The sequence below is a fragment of the Providencia sp. PROV032 genome (assembly GCF_028484875.1).
Lineage (GTDB): Bacteria > Pseudomonadota > Gammaproteobacteria > Enterobacterales > Enterobacteriaceae > Providencia > Providencia rettgeri_E.
On sequence record NZ_JAMPSX010000019.1, the window covers coordinates 50,814 to 69,165 of the forward strand.

Here is an 18,352-nt window from a genome sequence, read left to right on the forward strand (position 1 = left end):
ATAATGAAACAAGCGAATGATATTGTCATTGTGAGTGGTGTGAGAACAGCCATTGGTACGATGGGAGGAAGTTTTGCAAATACACATCAACATGACCTCGGGGCTGTGGTGATCCGTGAAGCTGTGAAAAGAGCAGGAATTGCCCCCGAAGATGTTGATGAAGTCATCGTGGGTAATGTTGGGCAAATCGCCGAAAGTGGGTTTATTGCACGTATTTGCCAACTGCGGGCAGGGCTTCCAAAAGAAACGACGGCATATTCGGTGAACCGCCAATGCGGCTCAGGATTACAAGCTTTAGCTGATGGCATGATGCTGCTACAGACTGGCCAATCCGATGTTGTGGTGGCATGTGGTACAGAAAATATGACGATGCTGCCGTATTACTTACGCAAAGCGCGTTATGGCTACCGCATGGGGAATGATGTGCTCGAAGATGGGTTAACGTCCATTCTAACTTGGCCAGAAGGGCCTTATCACAATGGAATGACGGCAGAAAATGTTGCGGAACAGTTCAATATTACCCGTGAAGAAATGGATGATTTTGCATGGGATAGCCAGCAAAAAGCGTTAAAAGCGATTCAAGCGGGTTATTTTGCTGACCAGATATTGCCAGTAGAAATACCGGAAGGCCGTAAAGGAACACGTATTTTTGATACTGATGAACATCCGCGGGACACACCACGTGAAAAATTAGCCAAGTTACGCCCTGCATTTAAGGCGGATGGTGTGATCACTGCTGCGAACTCTTCAGGGATCAATGATGGTGCCGCGGCATTAGTGATGATGCGCCGTGAAGAAGCGGAAAAACGTGGCCTGAAGCCAAGAATGAAGGTCGTTGATTGGGCTGTCGCGGGATGTGAAGCTGCGATTATGGGCTTTGGACCCGCGCCAGCAACCCGTCGATTAATGGAAAAGCTCAAAATGGATGTAAAAGACATTGACTTAATTGAGCTAAATGAAGCATTTGCAGCACAAGCTATCGCAGTTATGAATGATTTGTCTCTTGATAGCACGAAGGTGAATGTGAATGGCGGTGCGATTGCTCTGGGTCATCCAGTAGGTGCCAGTGGGGCTATTTTGCCAGTGAAGTTAATGTATGAAATGGAGCGTCGTCAGGTTGCTACCGGGTTAGTCACGATGTGTATCGGTGGTGGTCAAGGGATATCAATGTTGTTCGAAAGAGAATAAGAAAAGCTGCAAGCAGAAAGCCCGACGTGGGGCGTCGGGCTATTGCTGAAGTAAAACAACAGGTATGTCACTTATTGCCAAGAGCCGTACCTGTTTCACTACAACATGAGGATCTTATCTATGTTTTCTACAAATGCAAAGTTAGATTATGTGGCTCAGGGGAAAAAAACCAACGCAAAGATATACCGTAACCTGATGCCGTTGTTGATTTTAGCGTACATTATTAGCTTTATTGACCGAACCAATATTGGCATGGCAAAAAATGCGATGTCGATTGATTTAGGATTATCTGCAACAGCATTTGGTATTGGTGCAGGGCTTTTTTTCCTAACCTACTCGATTCTTGAGATCCCAAGTAATTTAATAATGGAAAAAGTGGGCGCGCGTTTTTGGATCACGCGGATCATGATCACGTGGGGGCTATTATCTGCAGCAATGGCATTTGTGACAGGGCCGATTTCTTTTTATATCTTGCGGTTATTACTGGGAGCGGCTGAAGCGGGCCTATATCCTGGGGTCATTTTGTATATGACATATTGGTTTAGCCAAGAAGAGCGGGCTAAAGCAACAGGGTTATTTTTACTAGGGGTCTGTCTCGCGAATATTATTGGGGCACCGCTGAGCGGCCTATTACTGAGTATGGATGGCTTATGGGGCTTCCATGGTTGGCAATGGATGTTTGTCATTGAAGGCTTGCCAGCAGTTATCCTAGCATTTGTTGTGTGGTTTGTGTTACCGAATAAACCTGAAGATGCGAAATGGTTAGATGAAGATGATCGGAATTATATTAAATATAAACACGACCAAGACAAAAATAGTATTAGTGTGAGTAATAGTAAATTCTCACTTAAGGCAGCATTTAAAAATAAAGCCTTCATGATGATTGTTGCTATCTATTTCACCCACCAGTTCTCGGTCTATGGTTTAAGTTACTTTTTGCCTACTATTATCGGTGAGTATGGCAAATTGACACCTATTCAGATTGGGTTATTAACAGCGATCCCTTGGATTTCAGCCGCAATTGGTGGCATTTTCGTAGCGAGAAAAGCCAATACACCACAGCGTTCATCGCGTATTTTAATTTCAGGTTATGCCGTGATGGCGGTTGGGTTAGTGATTGGTGCGGTGGGCGGCCCAGTAGTTGGCTTAATTGGCTTTTGTTTAACGGCATTTATGTTTTTTGTAGTTCAATCGATTATTTTCTCTCTTCCACCGACGTATATGAGTGGCAGTATGTTGGCAGGAAGTTTGGCATTATTGAACTGTTTAGGTTTATTTGGTGGCTTCCTAGGCCCGTTTATTCTAGGATTTTTTGAAGATTATACAGGAACAGCCACTTCTGGATTATGGTTTGGTGTCGGTTTGTTAGTTATTGGAACGATTATTGCTTCACGAGTGAATACTAACGGTATGAGCGAACCCGAATCATTACAAGTATCGGCTTCAGTGGAAAGCAAGTAATTCAACATCGCCATTTACAATAGGAAAGTCTGCATGAAAATTGTTATCGCACTTGATTCCTTTAAAGGAAGTTGTTCTGCAAGGTTAGCATGTCAAGCCGTTGCTGAGGGTTTCAAGCGTGTATCCTCTGAGTTAGATATGACGTTATTACCCATATCTGATGGTGGAGAAGGTTTGTTGGAGTCACTGGAACATAGCCCCGCGCTTTCTGGTGTAACACCTTACATTTTTAGCTGTACTGGGCCTTATGGTAGTAAGGTTGATGCAGGGTTATTAGTGCTGGAGGAAAAAACTGCCTTTATTGAAATGGCGCAATGCTGTGGGCTGGAATTAGTTCAACGTGAGCATCGTCGCGTTGAAAATGCTTCAACTTATGGTTTGGGTGAAATGGTCAAACATGCATTAGATATGGGCTGCTCTCGTATTATTATTGGGATAGGAGGAAGTGCAACTAATGATGGTGGTGCGGGATTTGCTCAAGCATTAGGTGCTCAGTTCTATGATAAAAACTCGCAGCTTATTGAGGCGCCAATTTGTGGTAAAGACCTCATTAACATTGCAAAGATTGATTTTGATAAATTTGACTCACGCGCCGCAGAGGTTGAATTTAGTGTCTCTTGCGATGTTGAAAACCCTTTATTAGGTGAAAATGGGGCGACTTATGTTTATGGCCCCCAAAAGGGAGCAGACCAAGCCACACTCGACCAGCTTGAAATCGGGATGGCGCATTATGCAAAATTAATGTCAACAATAACGGGAAAAGATGTTTCACTTGAGGCGGGCAGTGGTGCTGCGGGTGGATTAGGTGCGGGGCTTCGTTGGTTTGTTTCGGCAAAACTCGAAAAGGGCATTGATCTCGTTCTGGGGCTCCTTGGTGCAAAATCCTATATTCAACAAGCGGATTTAGTCATTGTAGGAGAAGGGCGGCTTGATAGCCAAAGTGCGAATGGTAAGGCCCCTGTGGGAGTCGCTCGAATGGCCAGTCATTATGATGTACCTGTTATTGCTCTTTGTGGGGGATATAGTGAAGATAGCCGTATCCTATACCAACATGGCATTACTGCAATGTGGTCACTTTGCCCCGGGCCGGTTTCCCTTGAGCAAGCGATGATCAATGGTGAGCGTTATTTAGCAGATACCGCTGAAAATTTGCTGCGTACCATACTCGCAAATCCGAATAAGCAAATAAAACCCTAGAGTGAGGCGGTAAGATGCTACTGACTGATAAATTAGCCAATGATATTGTCACGCGTGCTATGGGAATTATCCATCACAACGTTAATGTGATTAATAGTCAGGGCGTGATTATCGCTTCAGGAGAAAAAAAACGTATTGGTGAAATCCATGAAGCCGCAGTGGAAGTGATCCGCTGCGGCAAACGGATCACGATTTACAATGAAAATGAAGCGCGAGCTTATTCGAATGTGGCTCCAGGGATAAACCATCCGATTGTTGTGGCGGATAAAGTGGAATTAGTGATTGGTGTGAGTGGCGATCCCGTCGTGATCCAGCGTTATGCCGAACTTGCCATACTGACGGCTGAGCTGCTAATTCAGCAAGAAATTGAGCGGCGTAGTATTAACTGGCAGCATCGTTTGCGTGACATGTTATTTGTTCAATATATAGAAAGTACAACGCAAGCACAGGGACGCAGCGCATTACTCAAACTACATAATTCCGGTTTTATATTCACGTTACCGACGATCCCTGTGATTATAAATATTGAAGCGGTTCAATACCGTCCTGAAATACTCGATACAATCATTACTGAATTATCAGCGATAGAAAAAAGTGATGTGTTATTACTTAATAGCCGCGAAATTTTGATGCTATTTCCGTCAACTCACTATCAAAATGAATCATTTATTCCGAGTCTTCATTTCATTCTAGATAGCCAGCTTAGCCAATATTATATTGGTGTTGGTGTCCAGGCAGACACGCAGGAACATGTGAGGGATGCTGTTCATTTTGCACGTTCAGTCATTGAAGTTGGCCGGCTAACGGTTCCTGATAAACAGGTTTTTCTATTTAAAGAAATGGCATCTTTGTGCCTCTTTAATGAGTTGGAAAATAGCTATCTATTTAATTTTTTCTTGGATATTTGCCATAAAATATTGTTGCATGATTCGGGGGATATTTTGATTGAAACCCTTGAGTTATTCCTATCGCAAAATGGCGAAATAGGCAGCACCGCACAGCAATTAGGCATTCACAGAAATACATTAAGTTATCGGTTACAGCAAATTAAAAAGCAAACCAATTTGGACCCGACAAGGTTTACGGATCTCATTCAGTTATCTGTTGCGATGCATGGCTACCGTCGACGTTACCCAAAACAACAGCCATGGCTCGATGCATTAAGTTGAGGTGCTGTGTCATTACTTTTGTTGTAAAACCCAAATAGCGGCCTCAACGCGCGATTTTAAATTGAGCTTCTTTAGTAAGTGTTTGACGTGGACTTTGACTGTGCTCTCTGTAATTTGTAATTTATTCGCAATCATCTTATTTGATAGCCCCTGAGAGATTAAATCTAGGATATGGGTTTCTCTTGGGGTTAATGCCGATAAATTATGCTCTGTAGAGGCTCGGTTATCTCTTAAGGATTCAGCTAAAATGGAGGCAAGCGTTGGGCTAACGACCATTTTACCACTTGCTGCTTCTTTTAATGCAACAATGAGTTTTTCGGGTTCCATATCTTTGAGTAAATAGCCATCAGCACCTCGTTTTAACGCATGAATTAAGTCTTCACCGTAATTGGATACGGTAAATAAGATAATTCGGCCTGAAAGTTCGCGGCTGCGTAAATTATCAAGTACTTCAAAGCCATTCATACCTGGCATATTGAGATCTAATAGGATTAAATCGGGGTCTTGCTCTTCCGCAATTTTAATACCCGTTATTCCATCGTCTGCTTCACCAATGACCTTCAATGTGGGTTCTAAACTAATTAATTGTTTAACACCGTTACGTAGCATCGGGTGGTCATCAATCAGTAAAATGGTAGATTGCCCAGTCAGTTTATTGTCATTTTTCATTAATGAGTTACTCCAATTTAATTAGGCCACAGTCAGTGGAAATACGACATTAACCGTAGTGCCACCCTGAACTCTTGGGGAAATTTGATATTTCCCATTTAGGCTTAGGGCTCTTTCTCTCATAATAATCAATCCATAATGGTTATTTTTTGTTGGCTGAGGTTGGATCCCTTCCCCATTGTCTTCTATCGTCATGGTGATTAGCCCGTTACTTTCGATTAATGAGATTTGTGACCAGTTTGCATTAGCATGCTTGAGAATATTACTTAACGCTTCTCGGATTATCTGAATAATATGAATAGATTGATGTGGAGAGAGGCTTTTGGCTGGAATTCGGTAATCTAATTCAATTTGAAAACCAAGACGTTGGCTGAATTCTTGGATTGTGCTTTCTAAGGCAGGGAATAGGCCTGATTCAGTTAACTTTAGTCTGAAGGTTGTTAAAAGTTCACGTAATTGGCTATAGGCGGAATTTATTTCATTGCGCATTTCGTTTAATAGTTCTTGGTGCTTAGTTGGCAATGTTTTAGGTTGCATTTGCAGATAACTAATTTGCATTTTGAGGCAAGATAATGATTGTGCGATTGAATCATGCAATTCTCTCGCAATCGCTGAGCGTTCATCCATAATCAGTAACTGCTGCTGTTGTTCTAATTGGTGCTCCATTGCTAGCATTCCAGCAATTTGTTTGACTAGCATGAGCACTAAATTATTTTGCTCTTCAGATAATGGCTGGTTTATATCTATTTCAGCCAAAATCATGCCATAACGCTGTAAGTTATCGGAAATCTCCCATGATATTACTTTAAGGTGCTCAGCTATTTTGGGTGATTTGAGGCAGTGTTCCTTGTTTTCAGGACAATGAATATCTTGAAAGCAGGCATCATTATTTTCTTCATATAGCCTCAATCTGATATGTTGTAATGGCATTAAGCTTTTCAGTTCAGATAATACTTTTTCTAGCCTGACAGATAGTGGCCCAATGGCATGTAAGGTGCGATTAGATTGGTATAAATAGAGTAATACATTATTTTTATTTTGTAGATCAGCCGTTTTTTCGATAACTCGGGATTCTAATTGATGGTAACTCTGTGCGAGCTCATCCGACATTTGATTTAACGTTTGACCGAGTGAATTTAGCTCATCTAGTTTTTTGCCGACAGGGAAGCGCCGACTAAAATCTTGATGGCTAATTGCATTCACCATATGAAGTAACTTAAGCCAAGGTGTATAAATTTTCTTTCTAAAATGGCAGATAGCAAAAATAAGTAGCAATGAAACGAGGCTAATAAATACCATTTGAGTGATGGCTACATAGGTTATTTTTCGTTCTGTTTTTTCATCAATATTACGAACTAATGCATCGAGTTTATTAACAAAGGTAACGACCGCGAGACGTGCATCATTAGGAGAAACTGCATGGTTAAGAGCAGGTTTTAATTCTGTAACCCAATATTGATAAAGCTCAGAAAATTGCGGATTTAAATCTTCTATATCGACAACTTGTGTTAGTTCATTGCTTAATAAATTTTTTTCAAGCTCACGAACATATACGTCAGAATATTGGTTGAGCGGCACTAATGAAAGTAAATGATAGCTTTGCATCCGCAATGAGCCTGACTTATTAATTGCATGTGCATTTCCTTGCACACTAATAATCATACTATTTGAAATTGTCATGCCAATAATACCGAGTACGGCAATCAATAGCATTAGACCAATAACTTGGTTAATGATTGAAAATCGGTGATAAGCAATAGACATAAATGATCCTTTCTACTCTATACGTTTATTTATTATTTTTGATAACGTAGATATTGTTTCTCTATTATATAAAATTGAATATGCCACTTCGGTATTACTCCTTAATATCCCATTGAATTATTCGCTTTAAATTTCAACACATAAAATTACGCAGTAATGAGTTTTTTTGTTTTAATTCAATTTGTTATTGTTTTGTACTCCTAATACCCCTCTAGTGGTTAACGAAAAAAATCACGCATATTTCATTTAAATCTCTCTTGATTTAGATCAGCTTCACGGTGGTCTATTCGCCACACACTGCGAGCAGAAATTGTATTTATCGGGGTGATTTATGTCTCAACGAGATAATGTTAATAGCGTAGCTGTACAGCCAAATAACGGTGTTATACAGGATTGGCGGCCTGAAGATATTCAATTTTGGCAAAAAACAGGGCAGCGTATTGCCAATCGTAATTTATGGATTTCTATTCCATGCTTATTGCTCGCATTTTGCGTATGGATGTTATTTAGTGCAGTTGCGGTTAATTTAAATAAAGTGGGTTTTAATTTTACGACAGACCAATTATTTTTATTAACTGCATTACCTTCCGTTTCAGGTGCTTTATTAAGAGTCCCTTATTCATTCGTTATTCCTATTTTTGGTGGGCGCCGTTGGACTGCGATTAGTACGCTATTTTTGGTGATCCCATGCATTTGGCTAGGTTATGCGATTCAAAACCCCGCCACACCTTATCAAGTCTTTGTCATTATTTCCCTACTTTGTGGTTTTGCCGGCGCTAACTTTGCATCCAGCATGGCCAATATCAGCTTCTTTTTCCCTAAAGCTCGCCAAGGCGGTGCACTTGGCCTGAATGGTGGGCTAGGAAATTTAGGGGTCAGTGTCATGCAATTAGTGGCCCCTTTTATCGTTGGTGTTGGTGTATTTACTTTCGTTGGTGGGACTGGAGCGGCTCAGCCTGATGGTTCAACGTTGTGGCTAGAAAACGCCGCTTGGATTTGGGTGCCATTTCTACTGCTTTTTACGGTGATGGCTTGGTTTGGCATGAATGACTTAGCGGCAAATAAGGCATCTCTTAAAGCACAATTACCTGTTTTGAAACGGGGCCATCTATGGGTATTAAGCCTGTTATATCTGGCGACATTCGGCTCATTTATCGGTTTTTCTGCCGGTTTTGCTATGTTATCGAAAACGCAGTTCCCAGACGTCATTATTTTGAAATTTGCTTTTTTTGGTCCTTTCCTCGGGGCGTTAGCGCGCCCAGTTGGCGGCATGCTGTCTGACCGTTTTGGCGGTGTGAAAGTCACATTACTGAACTTTGTGGTCATGGCTGTTTTCTCCGGCTTGCTGTTTTTTACGTTACCAGAAAACGGTCAAGGAGGCTCTTTTGGGGCGTTTTATGGCGTATTTATGGTGCTGTTTTTAACGGCAGGGTTAGGCAGTGGCTCAACCTTCCAAATGATCGCAGTCGTTTTTCGTAAATTAACCATGGATAAAGCCATTTTAAGAGGGGCTTCAGAGCAAGAGGCTCAAAAAGAGGCGGTAACAGAAAGTGCAGCGGCTCTAGGGTTTATCTCTGCTATTGGGGCAATAGGTGGCTTCTTTATTCCAAAAGCGTTCGGAACATCATTAACACTGACGGGTTCGCCAGCAGATGCGATGAAAGTATTTTTTGTATTTTATATTTCCTGTGTGTTTATCACATGGCTGGTATACGGCCGTAAACACAAATAATAACAAGTCATAAAAATCAATTTTAGCAATGTACGGCGCCGGTCGCCGTCTCTTTGGAGGCAATCCGATGAGCAAATTTTTAGACAGATTTCGGTATTTTAAGCAGTTGGGCGAAACCTTTTCAGGTGATCACGGGCAAGAGTTAAATGTAAACCGTGATTGGGAAGATGGTTATCGTAGCCGCTGGCAGCATGACAAAGTCGTGCGTTCCACACATGGTGTTAACTGTACTGGCTCTTGTAGCTGGAAAATTTATGTCAAAAATGGGTTAGTCACTTGGGAAACGCAACAGACGGATTACCCACGAACTCGTCCTGATTTACCTGACCATGAGCCGAGAGGATGCCCTCGAGGGGCGAGCTACTCTTGGTATTTATACAGCGCAAACCGTGTTAAATACCCAATGATGCGTAAGCGCTTACTTAAATTGTGGCGTGAAGCAAAAGCGGAGCAACAAGACCCTGTTGCAGCGTGGCTTTCTATTATCAATGACCCGCAAAAGGCAAAAAGCTATAAACAAGCTCGTGGTCGTGGTGGTTTTGTTCGTTCAAGTTGGCAAGAAGTGAATGAACTGATTGCAGCGGCAAACGTTGCGACAATTAAAGAATTTGGTCCTGACCGTATTGTTGGTTTTTCTCCAATTCCCGCGATGTCAATGGTTTCCTATGCCTCGGGCGCGCGTTATTTATCGTTAATTGGTGGCTCATGCTTAAGTTTTTATGACTGGTATTGTGACTTGCCACCTGCGTCACCCATGACGTGGGGCGAACAAACTGACGTACCGGAATCAGCGGATTGGTACAATTCATCTTATATTATTGCTTGGGGTTCTAACGTACCGCAAACGCGTACGCCAGACGCCCATTTTTTCGCAGAAGTGCGTTATAAAGGAACGAAAACGGTCGCAGTGACGCCAGACTACGCGGAAATTGCCAAATTATGTGACCATTGGTTGAACCCGAAACAAGGAACAGATAGCGCCATGGCAATGGCGATGGGGCATGTGATCCTCAATGAATTCCATGTAAAACGTGAAGCGGAATATTTCCGTGAATATGTGCGCACTTATACCGATATGCCGATGCTTGTCATGCTAGATAAGCGTGAAGATGGCTCTTATGCCGCAGGCCGTATGCTACGGGCATCCGATTTACACAATTCATTAGGCGAAGAGAAAAATGCCGAATGGAAAACCATCGCGATTGATGAAGAGACAGGCGAATTATGTGCTCCACAAGGTTCAATGGGGTTCCGTTGGGATGGCGGTCAAAAATGGAATTTAGAGCCGCGCGCTGGGCAAGATGCTCATGACATAAAAATGAAACTCAGCTTGGCAGATAGTCATGATGAATTTGTCGATGTTGGTTTTCCTTACTTTGGTGGATTAGAAAGTGAGCACTTCCAGCATGTTGAACTTAAAGATGTTTTATTACATAAACTGCCCGCTAAACGTATTCAGTTAGCTGATGGTAGTGAATCATTGGTTACTAGTGTTTATGATTTAATGCTAGCGAACTACGGCATTGACCGTGGTTTTGGCGATGAAAACTGTGCAGTTGATTACGATGATATGAAAGCGTATTCACCTGCGTGGGCAGAAAAAGTCACTGGGGTTAGCCGCCAAAATATTATTCGCATAGCGCGTGAGTTTGCCGATACCGCAGAGAAAACCCATGGCCGTTCTATGGTGATTGTTGGCGCAGGGATTAACCACTGGTATCACATGGATATGACCTACCGTGCGATTATCAATATGTTGATTTTCTGTGGTTGCGTTGGGCAAAGCGGCGGTGGCTGGTCTCATTATGTTGGGCAAGAAAAATTACGTCCACAAACGGGGTGGTTGCCATTAGCATTCGGTTTGGACTGGCAGCGTCCACCTCGTCATATGAATAGCACCTCTTTCTTTTATAACCATTCAAGCCAATGGCGTTACGAAACTGTCTCAACAGAAGAGTTGCTATCGCCTCTAGCCGATAAACACGCCTTTAGCGGTAGTTTGGTTGATATGAATGTACGTGCCGAACGCATGGGGTGGCTGCCGTCAGCACCACAATTAAATGTCAACCCATTAAATATTGCGAAGAAGGCACAAAGTGAAGGGATGTCACCCACTGATTATACGGTTAAACAGTTGAAAGAAGGCAATATTCGCTTTGCTTCAGAGCAACCTGATGACCCTCAAAATTTCCCACGAAATCTGTTTATTTGGCGTTCAAATTTATTGGGCTCCGCAGGGAAAGGCCATGAATACTTACTGAAATACTTATTAGGAACTGAAAATGGTGTTCAAGGCAAAGACTTAGGTCAACAAGGCGGCGTCAAACCTGAAGAAGTGGAATGGCAAGACAAAGCGGCAGAAGGGAAAGTTGACTTAGTGGTGACTCTCGACTTTAGAATGTCGAGCACCTGCTTATTCTCAGACGTTATTTTACCGACCGCTACTTGGTATGAAAAAGACGATATGAATACCTCGGATATGCATCCATTTATTCATCCATTATCAGCTGCGGTCGACCCTGCTTGGGGATCTAAAAGCGATTGGGAAATTTATAAGGGGATTGCCAAAGCATTTTCTGAGGTCAGCGTTGGGCACTTAGGCAAAGAAACGGATGTGGTGACGCTGCCGATTCAACATGATAGTGCAGCTGAGATGGCACAGCCTTTTGATGTTAGAGATTGGAAAAAAGGGCAATGCGAGCTTATTCCAGGGAAAACAGCGCCGCATATTATCTGTGTTGAGCGTGACTACCCAAATACTTATGCACGTTTTACCTCTCTTGGCCCATTGATGGATAAATTGGGTAATGGTGGTAAAGGGATCAATTGGAATACACAAGATGAAATTGATTTCTTGAAAAAACTCAATAAAACCCAGCCTGACGGTACCAATGCTGGGCGGCCAAAAATTGAAACGGCAATTGATGCCGCGGAAGTCATTTTAACACTTGCACCTGAAACCAATGGACAAGTGGCAGTAAAAGCATGGGATGCGTTAAGCAAAGTAACGGGCCGCGACCATACTCATCTTGCTCGTTATAAAGAAGACGAAAAAATCCGTTTTCGCGATATTGTTGCGCAGCCGCGTAAAATTATCTCAAGCCCTACATGGTCAGGGTTGGAAGATGAACATGTTTCTTACAATGCCTGTTACACCAACGTGCATGAAATGATCCCATGGCGGACGCTCAGTGGTCGTCAGCAATTGTATCAAGATCACGAATGGATGCGCGCCTTTGGGGAAAGCCTTGTGGTGTATCGCCCACCAATTGACACTCGAGCGGCTCAGCCACTTATGGGGAAAAAATCCAATGGGTTCCCAGAAAAAGCACTGAACTTTTTAACGCCGCACCAAAAGTGGGGGATCCACTCCACTTACAGTGACAACTTATTAATGTTGACGTTAGGCCGCGGTGGCCCAGTGGTTTGGCTTAGCGAAGAAGATGCCCGCGAACTGGGTGTTGAAGATAACGATTGGGTTGAAGCTTTTAACAGTAATGGTGCATTAACCGCTAAAGCGATCGTTAGCCAACGTATTCCTGATGGCATGATCATGATGTACCACGCCCAAGAACGGCTGATCAACTTACCCGGCTCTGAAATTACGGCTCAACGTGGCGGAATTCATAATTCGGTCACGCGTGTTTGCCCGAAACCTACGCATATGATCGGTGGTTATGCGCACCTTGCCTATAGTTTCAATTATTACGGAACAGTAGGTTCTAATCGTGATGAATTTGTGGTTGTTCGCAAAATGAAACAGGTTGACTGGCTGGATGGTGAAGGTGATGCCTACCAGCAGACCTTGAGCGGAAAGGAGAAAGCATAATGAAAATTCGTTCTCAAGTCGGCATGGTGCTAAACCTTGATAAATGTATTGGTTGTCACACTTGCTCAGTGACCTGTAAAAATGTGTGGACTAGCCGCGAAGGGGTGGAATACGCATGGTTTAATAACGTCGAAACCAAACCGGGTATTGGTTACCCCCATAATTGGGAAGACCAAGAGAAATGGAAAGGGGGCTGGATCCGCACCATTAAGGGTAAATTGGTTCCACGTATGGGGAACAAAGTGGGCGTTTTATCAAAAATCTTCGCTAATCCAGATGTACCTGCTTTGGATGATTATTATGAGCCATTTAATTATGACTACGGCCATTTAAAAAATGCCAAAGAAGGTAAGCACGTACCGACAGCACGTCCTCGTTCATTAATTACTGGTGAGCGAATGAGTAACGTGAAAATGGGACCAAACTGGGAAGATGATTTAGGCGGTGAATTCGCCAAACGAGCCCAAGATAAAAACTTTGAACATATTCAAAAAGAGATGTATGGGCAGTTTGAAAATACGTTCATGATGTATTTGCCACGCCTGTGTGAACATTGTTTAAACCCAGCTTGCGTCGCGACCTGCCCAAGTGGGGCAATTTATAAGCGCTCAGAAGACGGTATTGTTTTGATTGACCAAGACAAATGCCGTGGCTGGCGTATGTGCTTAACTGGTTGCCCGTATAAAAAAATCTATTTCAATTGGAAAAGTGGTAAATCAGAAAAATGCATTTTCTGTTACCCACGTATTGAGTCAGGCATGCCAACGGTTTGTTCTGAAACCTGTGTTGGTCGTATCCGCTATTTAGGGGTATTGCTGTATGACGCGGACAAAATTGAGTCGGCGGCCAGTGTCGAAAAGGAAACCGACCTTTACCAGAGCCAACTTGATGTTTTCCTTGATCCTCATGATCCAAAAGTGATTGAAGAAGCGCAAAAACAAGGGATCCCATTGAGTGTGATCGATGCGGCACAGAAATCTCCAGTGTACAAAATGGCGATGGAATGGCGCTTAGCCCTGCCACTGCACCCTGAATACCGCACGTTACCCATGGTGTGGTATGTACCTCCTTTGTCACCAATTCAGTCAGTAGCGGATTCAGGGCTCTTAGCTAATAACGGTGTATTGCCAGATGTGGAAAGTTTACGTATTCCAGTGCAATACCTTGCGAATTTGTTAACCGCAGGGGATACCGAACCAGTGTTATTGGCGTTAAAACGTATGTTAGCGATGCGCCATTTCAAACGAGCAGAAACTGTGGAAAACCAATGTGATACCAGTGCATTAGAGCAAGTTGGCTTAACACAAGCTCAGGCACAAGAAATGTACCGCTATTTAGCCATTGCTAACTATGAAGACCGTTTTGTCATTCCATCCAGTCATCGAGAATTGGCGCGTGAAGCATTCCCTGAAGCGAAAGCTTGTGGCTTTAGTTTTGGTGATGGTTGCCATGGCAGCGATAGCAAAGCGAATTTATTTAATAGCAGGCGCATTGATGCCATTGATATCACACCAAAAAGTAATCAGGAGAAAGCACTATGATGACACTAAAAGTGATTTCTCGGTTATTGGAATACCCTTCGGAAGCGCTTTGGTTACATCGCGATGAGCTCATTGAAGCGCTAGAACAGGCTGATGAGCTGCCAGTCACACGGGCTGTTCAATTGATGGTGTTTGTGCGCGAGTATCTCAACGAAGACTTACTTGATATGCAGGCGCAATATTGTGAGTTGTTTGATAGAGGTCGCGCAACATCTTTATTGCTATTTGAGCATGTACACGGTGAGTCCCGAGACCGAGGACAAGCGATGGTGGATTTAATGGCGCAATATCAGCAACACGGTTTGCAAATTGATTGCCGTGAATTACCCGACCATTTACCCATTTATTTGGAATATTTAACGGTATTGCCGAGCAATGAAACTCTCGAGGGGTTACAGGATATTGCGCCAATTTTAGCGTTGTTAGGGGAAAGACTGAAACAGCGAGAAAGCCGTTTTTCTGTTTTATTTAATTTTTTACTTGAGCTTTCTCATAGCGATATTGCGACGGAGCAATTAAGCAAACAAGTGGCAACCGAAGTACGGGATGACACTCCAGAGGCGCTAGATGCGGTTTGGGAAGAGGAGCAAGTGAAATTTTTTGCCGATGAAAAAACATGTGGTAGCGAAGTGGCGGAACATCAACATCGCTTCGCCAATGCGGTGGTACCACAATACTTGGATCTCAGTGTGGGCAGCCATGTAGGAGTTCAAAAATGAATTTTATCAATCAATTTTTCTTCGATATTTACCCCTATATCGCAGGGACGGTATTTATTGTTGGTAGTTGGTTACGTTACGATTACGGGCAATACACGTGGCGAGCGGGTTCCAGCCAAATGTTGGATAAAAAGAACATGCGTTTGGCATCAAACTTATTCCATTTGGGGATTATTGGGATTTTTGTCGGGCACTTTTTAGGCATGCTAACGCCTCATTGGATGTATGAATCTTTTCTGCCAATGCATATTAAGCAGTTAATGGCGATGATTGGTGGGGGCGCTGCTGGTGTGATGATGCTAATTGGTGGTGCGATGCTATTGAAGCGCCGCCTAACAAATCCTCGCGTGAGAGCAACGTCATCCTTCGGTGACATCATGATCTTAACTTTGTTGGTGGTGCAAGTTTGCTTAGGATTACTTACCATTCCTTTCTCAGCACAACATATGGATGGTAGCGAAATGTTAAAATTAGTGGGGTGGGCACAGTCTATTGTGACATTCCATTGGGGGGCATCCAATTACCTTGAAGGGGTTGGGATTGTTTTTAAACTGCATATTGTGTTGGGTATGACGATATTTTTACTCTTCCCATTCTGCCGTTTAGTGCACATTTGGAGTGCACCTATCGAATACCTGACTCGTCGGTATCAATTGGTGAGAAATCGCCATTAAGTTTTGGGTATATAGGAATATTGACCAGTATATTTTTTTAATACAACTGGTTCTTGTATAAACAACAAACATGGTTATTTTGCTACCCCATCTTATATAAGATGGGGTTTTGTTTTAAAGGCTGATTTACTTTTTATCACCATCACCTTGAGTATAGATAATGTTAAATATAATGATGAACTATGATGATTTTCGATGACGCTTCAATTAAACATTAGTTTATATATTCTAGGTATTATTATTTTGACGGTGATGTGTTTATTGAAAGTCATTTGGTCTTTCGCTTTACTCAACTTTGGGATTTATCTATTTCGCTATTTAACGTATTTCAATTTAATTAATCACATTAAAGAGGGGTTGATTGGTTTTAATCGAAGGTATTTGGTTCCGATTTTGGCCTTAATATGGGGGTGTATATTTATAAAGTTATCTCTGGTTACCTTTCATTACCATCTGAAATGATTTGAAATATAAAAAATTATCTAATGATTATTTTTGGTTTGATTTTTTCTTAATTGTTTCTATTTCCACTTTAATTTAAATAAATGTTTTTTTATATGAATGATTTCTAGGTGTTATTTATATTTACTTTATGGTTTAATTTGTTTATCTGTTTGATAATTATCGATTTATTTTTGTTTTTTGTTTTATCTAAAATGTAACAATTGGTGAATTATGAAATATTATGAAAATATTTATTTGTTTTTTTTGGGATGTTTCTGATTAATTATTTGTCGGGTAAATCTCGATTTAATATCTTTGGATTAATTTTCTGATTGCATTTCCTCTTTCTTCATTTTTTTTCACTAATAAGAACCCGTTTTGTGAGTATAAAAAACTTTATTAGTAATGATTGGGTTTATTTTATGGTTTTTTATTAAAAAAACCTTAATTTAATTAGATGAGTATCACTAACTTATCCTGTAATGGTGTATTTAAGATGGTGCGTGTAATGGATTATATATATATCACTAACTTATAATAGAAAGGGGTAGTTAACTCACGGATTTGACATAACTAAAATGAGGTATAATAATGGCAGCGCATTGATGCACTGTTTAATTATTTCACTTATTTAATTAGCTAAGTGTGATAAATAGAAATAGTTATTAGTATCAATCCTTAATATTTGCTGATCGAATATATTTTAAGAAAAAATTAAAATAATCAGATTAATAATAAATCGTTATTTTAATTTGTGTTGTCTTTTTATCTAATGGAAATGTATAAAATGAAATTAAATAAACTTGCTTTAGTATTAGGTTTAGGTTTAGCGGTAGTTGCTGGTTCTGCTTCTGCAAACCAAGGTGGTGGCCAAGTCACTTTTAAAGGTTCAATCATTGATGCTCCTTGTTCAATTCCACCAGGTTCTCAAGCATTTGAAGTACCAATGGGTGCTATCGCAACATCCGCATTAAACGGCGGCGGTAAAAGTATTGCTCGTGACTTCAATATTCAATTAGAGCAGTGCGACATTTCGACTCTGAAAACAGTTCAAACTACATTTACTGGTACACCAAGTGCTTCTGTAACTGATGGTTTAGCTATCGCAGGTACCGCGAAAAACGCAGGTATTGTGATCACTGATTTCAACGGCACTAAAATTGCTTTAGGCGCGAAATCTCCATCACAAGCTCTGTTCACAGGTGCAAATACACTGCGTTTCCAAGCATATTTGCAAGGTGATGATGATGCAGTAAATAAACCAGCTGTACCTGGTGAATTTGATGCAATCGCAACATTTGCTCTGAGCTACCAGTAATTGGTATCGCCCGTACAAGGATGTATGGGCACTAATTTGAATGCATTGAAATTGGTTATTAAGTTGAAATGGAGTCGCTATGAATCACTTTGGCATTATTGTCATGGTGCTTTCAGGAATGATATTTGCCCCGATAGTGAGTGCGCAAAATCAAAATTCTCGGGCACAAAGTCAGTTCAAAGGAACTGTTACTATGGGCGGTTCAATCATTGAGAGCCCTTGTGCAATTGATGCTGATAACCGAGATCAATCAGTTAGCATAACGACTGTACCGGTTAGCCAGATAATTCACGACAGAGAAAGTCCAACAAGTGATTTCTCTATACGCCTTATCAATTGTGTTTTAACACCGGTAACTCCTGGAGCTCCTAATTGGCAAACTTTCAATATTACATTCGATGGTCCAACTGATGGCCGTAACTTCGATGTGTTTGGGCATGCGAATGGATTATCAGTAAAAATTTCTGATTTGGCTGGAAATGTTGCAATACCTGGTAAGGCAATGCCAGATTTACCTATTAGCGCGGGAGAGACAACTCTGCACTATAAGGTGCAGGTTGTGCCTAATAATAAGCGCTTAAAACCAGGGAATTATCAGACAACTATCCGTTTTAAAATGGATTATTACTGAGTTATTACTAAGGGAC

At 41.6% G+C, this 18,352-nt stretch carries 13 protein-coding genes; 11 read left to right on the plus strand and 2 right to left on the minus strand.

Features of this window, described 5'->3' with window-relative positions; all coding sequences use genetic code 11:
• Window positions 1-3: 3 nt before the first annotated feature.
• The 4 genes from PSF42_RS13605 (at window position 4) to PSF42_RS13620 (ending at window position 5,015) form a co-directional block, all read left to right on the plus strand.
• Window positions 4-1,188 (plus strand): thiolase family protein, encoded by a 1,185-nt coding sequence (locus PSF42_RS13605; protein WP_125890610.1) that lies wholly within the window; start codon window positions 4-6, stop codon window positions 1,186-1,188.
• 120 nt (window positions 1,189-1,308) lie between these two features.
• Entirely contained in the window at window positions 1,309-2,649 is a 1,341-nt protein-coding gene (locus tag PSF42_RS13610; RefSeq protein ID WP_125890609.1) for an MFS transporter, read from the plus strand.
• A 33-nt stretch (window positions 2,650-2,682) separates the two neighbouring features.
• On the plus strand, window positions 2,683-3,846 hold the full coding sequence (locus PSF42_RS13615) for a glycerate kinase (RefSeq protein WP_272680214.1): 1,164 nt from the start codon (window positions 2,683-2,685) through the stop codon (window positions 3,844-3,846).
• A gap of 14 nt (window positions 3,847-3,860) precedes the next feature.
• The gene (locus tag PSF42_RS13620; RefSeq protein WP_125890607.1) at window positions 3,861-5,015 is read left to right on the plus strand and encodes a CdaR family transcriptional regulator; all 1,155 of its coding nucleotides are present in this window, start codon (window positions 3,861-3,863) and stop codon (window positions 5,013-5,015) included.
• Window positions 5,016-5,027: 12 nt separating this feature from the next.
• On the opposite strand, the gene narL is transcribed toward PSF42_RS13620, so the two are convergent.
• Together narL and narX are read right to left on the minus strand one after the other, a co-directional pair.
• On the minus strand, window positions 5,028-5,684 hold the full coding sequence (gene narL / locus PSF42_RS13625) for a two-component system response regulator NarL (RefSeq protein WP_272680215.1): 657 nt from the start codon (window positions 5,682-5,684) through the stop codon (window positions 5,028-5,030).
• 21 nt (window positions 5,685-5,705) lie between these two features.
• A complete protein-coding gene (gene narX / locus PSF42_RS13630; protein ID WP_272680216.1) occupies window positions 5,706-7,448 on the minus strand; it encodes a nitrate/nitrite two-component system sensor histidine kinase NarX in 1,743 nt (580 codons plus the stop codon).
• Between the two features lie 331 nt (window positions 7,449-7,779).
• Between narX and PSF42_RS13635 the strand changes: the two genes are divergently transcribed.
• From PSF42_RS13635 to PSF42_RS13665, 7 genes are all read left to right on the plus strand, one after another.
• On the plus strand, window positions 7,780-9,180 hold the full coding sequence (locus PSF42_RS13635; protein WP_272680217.1) for a NarK family nitrate/nitrite MFS transporter: 1,401 nt from the start codon (window positions 7,780-7,782) through the stop codon (window positions 9,178-9,180).
• A 67-nt stretch (window positions 9,181-9,247) separates the two neighbouring features.
• A complete protein-coding gene (locus tag PSF42_RS13640) occupies window positions 9,248-13,009 on the plus strand; it encodes a nitrate reductase subunit alpha (protein WP_272680218.1) in 3,762 nt (1,253 codons plus the stop codon).
• The gene (gene narH, locus PSF42_RS13645) at window positions 13,009-14,550 is read left to right on the plus strand and encodes a nitrate reductase subunit beta (RefSeq protein ID WP_125890602.1); all 1,542 of its coding nucleotides are present in this window, start codon (window positions 13,009-13,011) and stop codon (window positions 14,548-14,550) included. The genes PSF42_RS13640 and narH overlap by 1 nt, the downstream gene beginning before the upstream one ends.
• Window positions 14,547-15,269 carry a nitrate reductase molybdenum cofactor assembly chaperone gene (gene narJ / locus PSF42_RS13650; RefSeq protein ID WP_272680219.1) on the plus strand — a complete coding sequence of 241 codons (723 nt, stop codon included), beginning with the start codon at window positions 14,547-14,549 and terminating at the stop codon, window positions 15,267-15,269. Before narH ends, narJ begins: the two co-directional genes overlap by 4 nt.
• Window positions 15,266-15,943: a respiratory nitrate reductase subunit gamma gene (gene narI, locus PSF42_RS13655; protein ID WP_004907792.1), complete on the plus strand. Its 678-nt coding sequence runs from the start codon at window positions 15,266-15,268 to the stop codon at window positions 15,941-15,943. Before narJ ends, narI begins: the two co-directional genes overlap by 4 nt.
• Before the next feature lie 1,231 nt (window positions 15,944-17,174).
• The gene (locus tag PSF42_RS13660; protein ID WP_148099013.1) at window positions 17,175-17,705 is read left to right on the plus strand and encodes a fimbrial protein; all 531 of its coding nucleotides are present in this window, start codon (window positions 17,175-17,177) and stop codon (window positions 17,703-17,705) included.
• Between the two features lie 79 nt (window positions 17,706-17,784).
• Window positions 17,785-18,336, plus strand: a complete 552-nt coding sequence (locus PSF42_RS13665) for a fimbrial protein (RefSeq protein ID WP_125890599.1) — start codon at window positions 17,785-17,787, stop codon at window positions 18,334-18,336.
• Window positions 18,337-18,352: the final 16 nt, after the last annotated feature.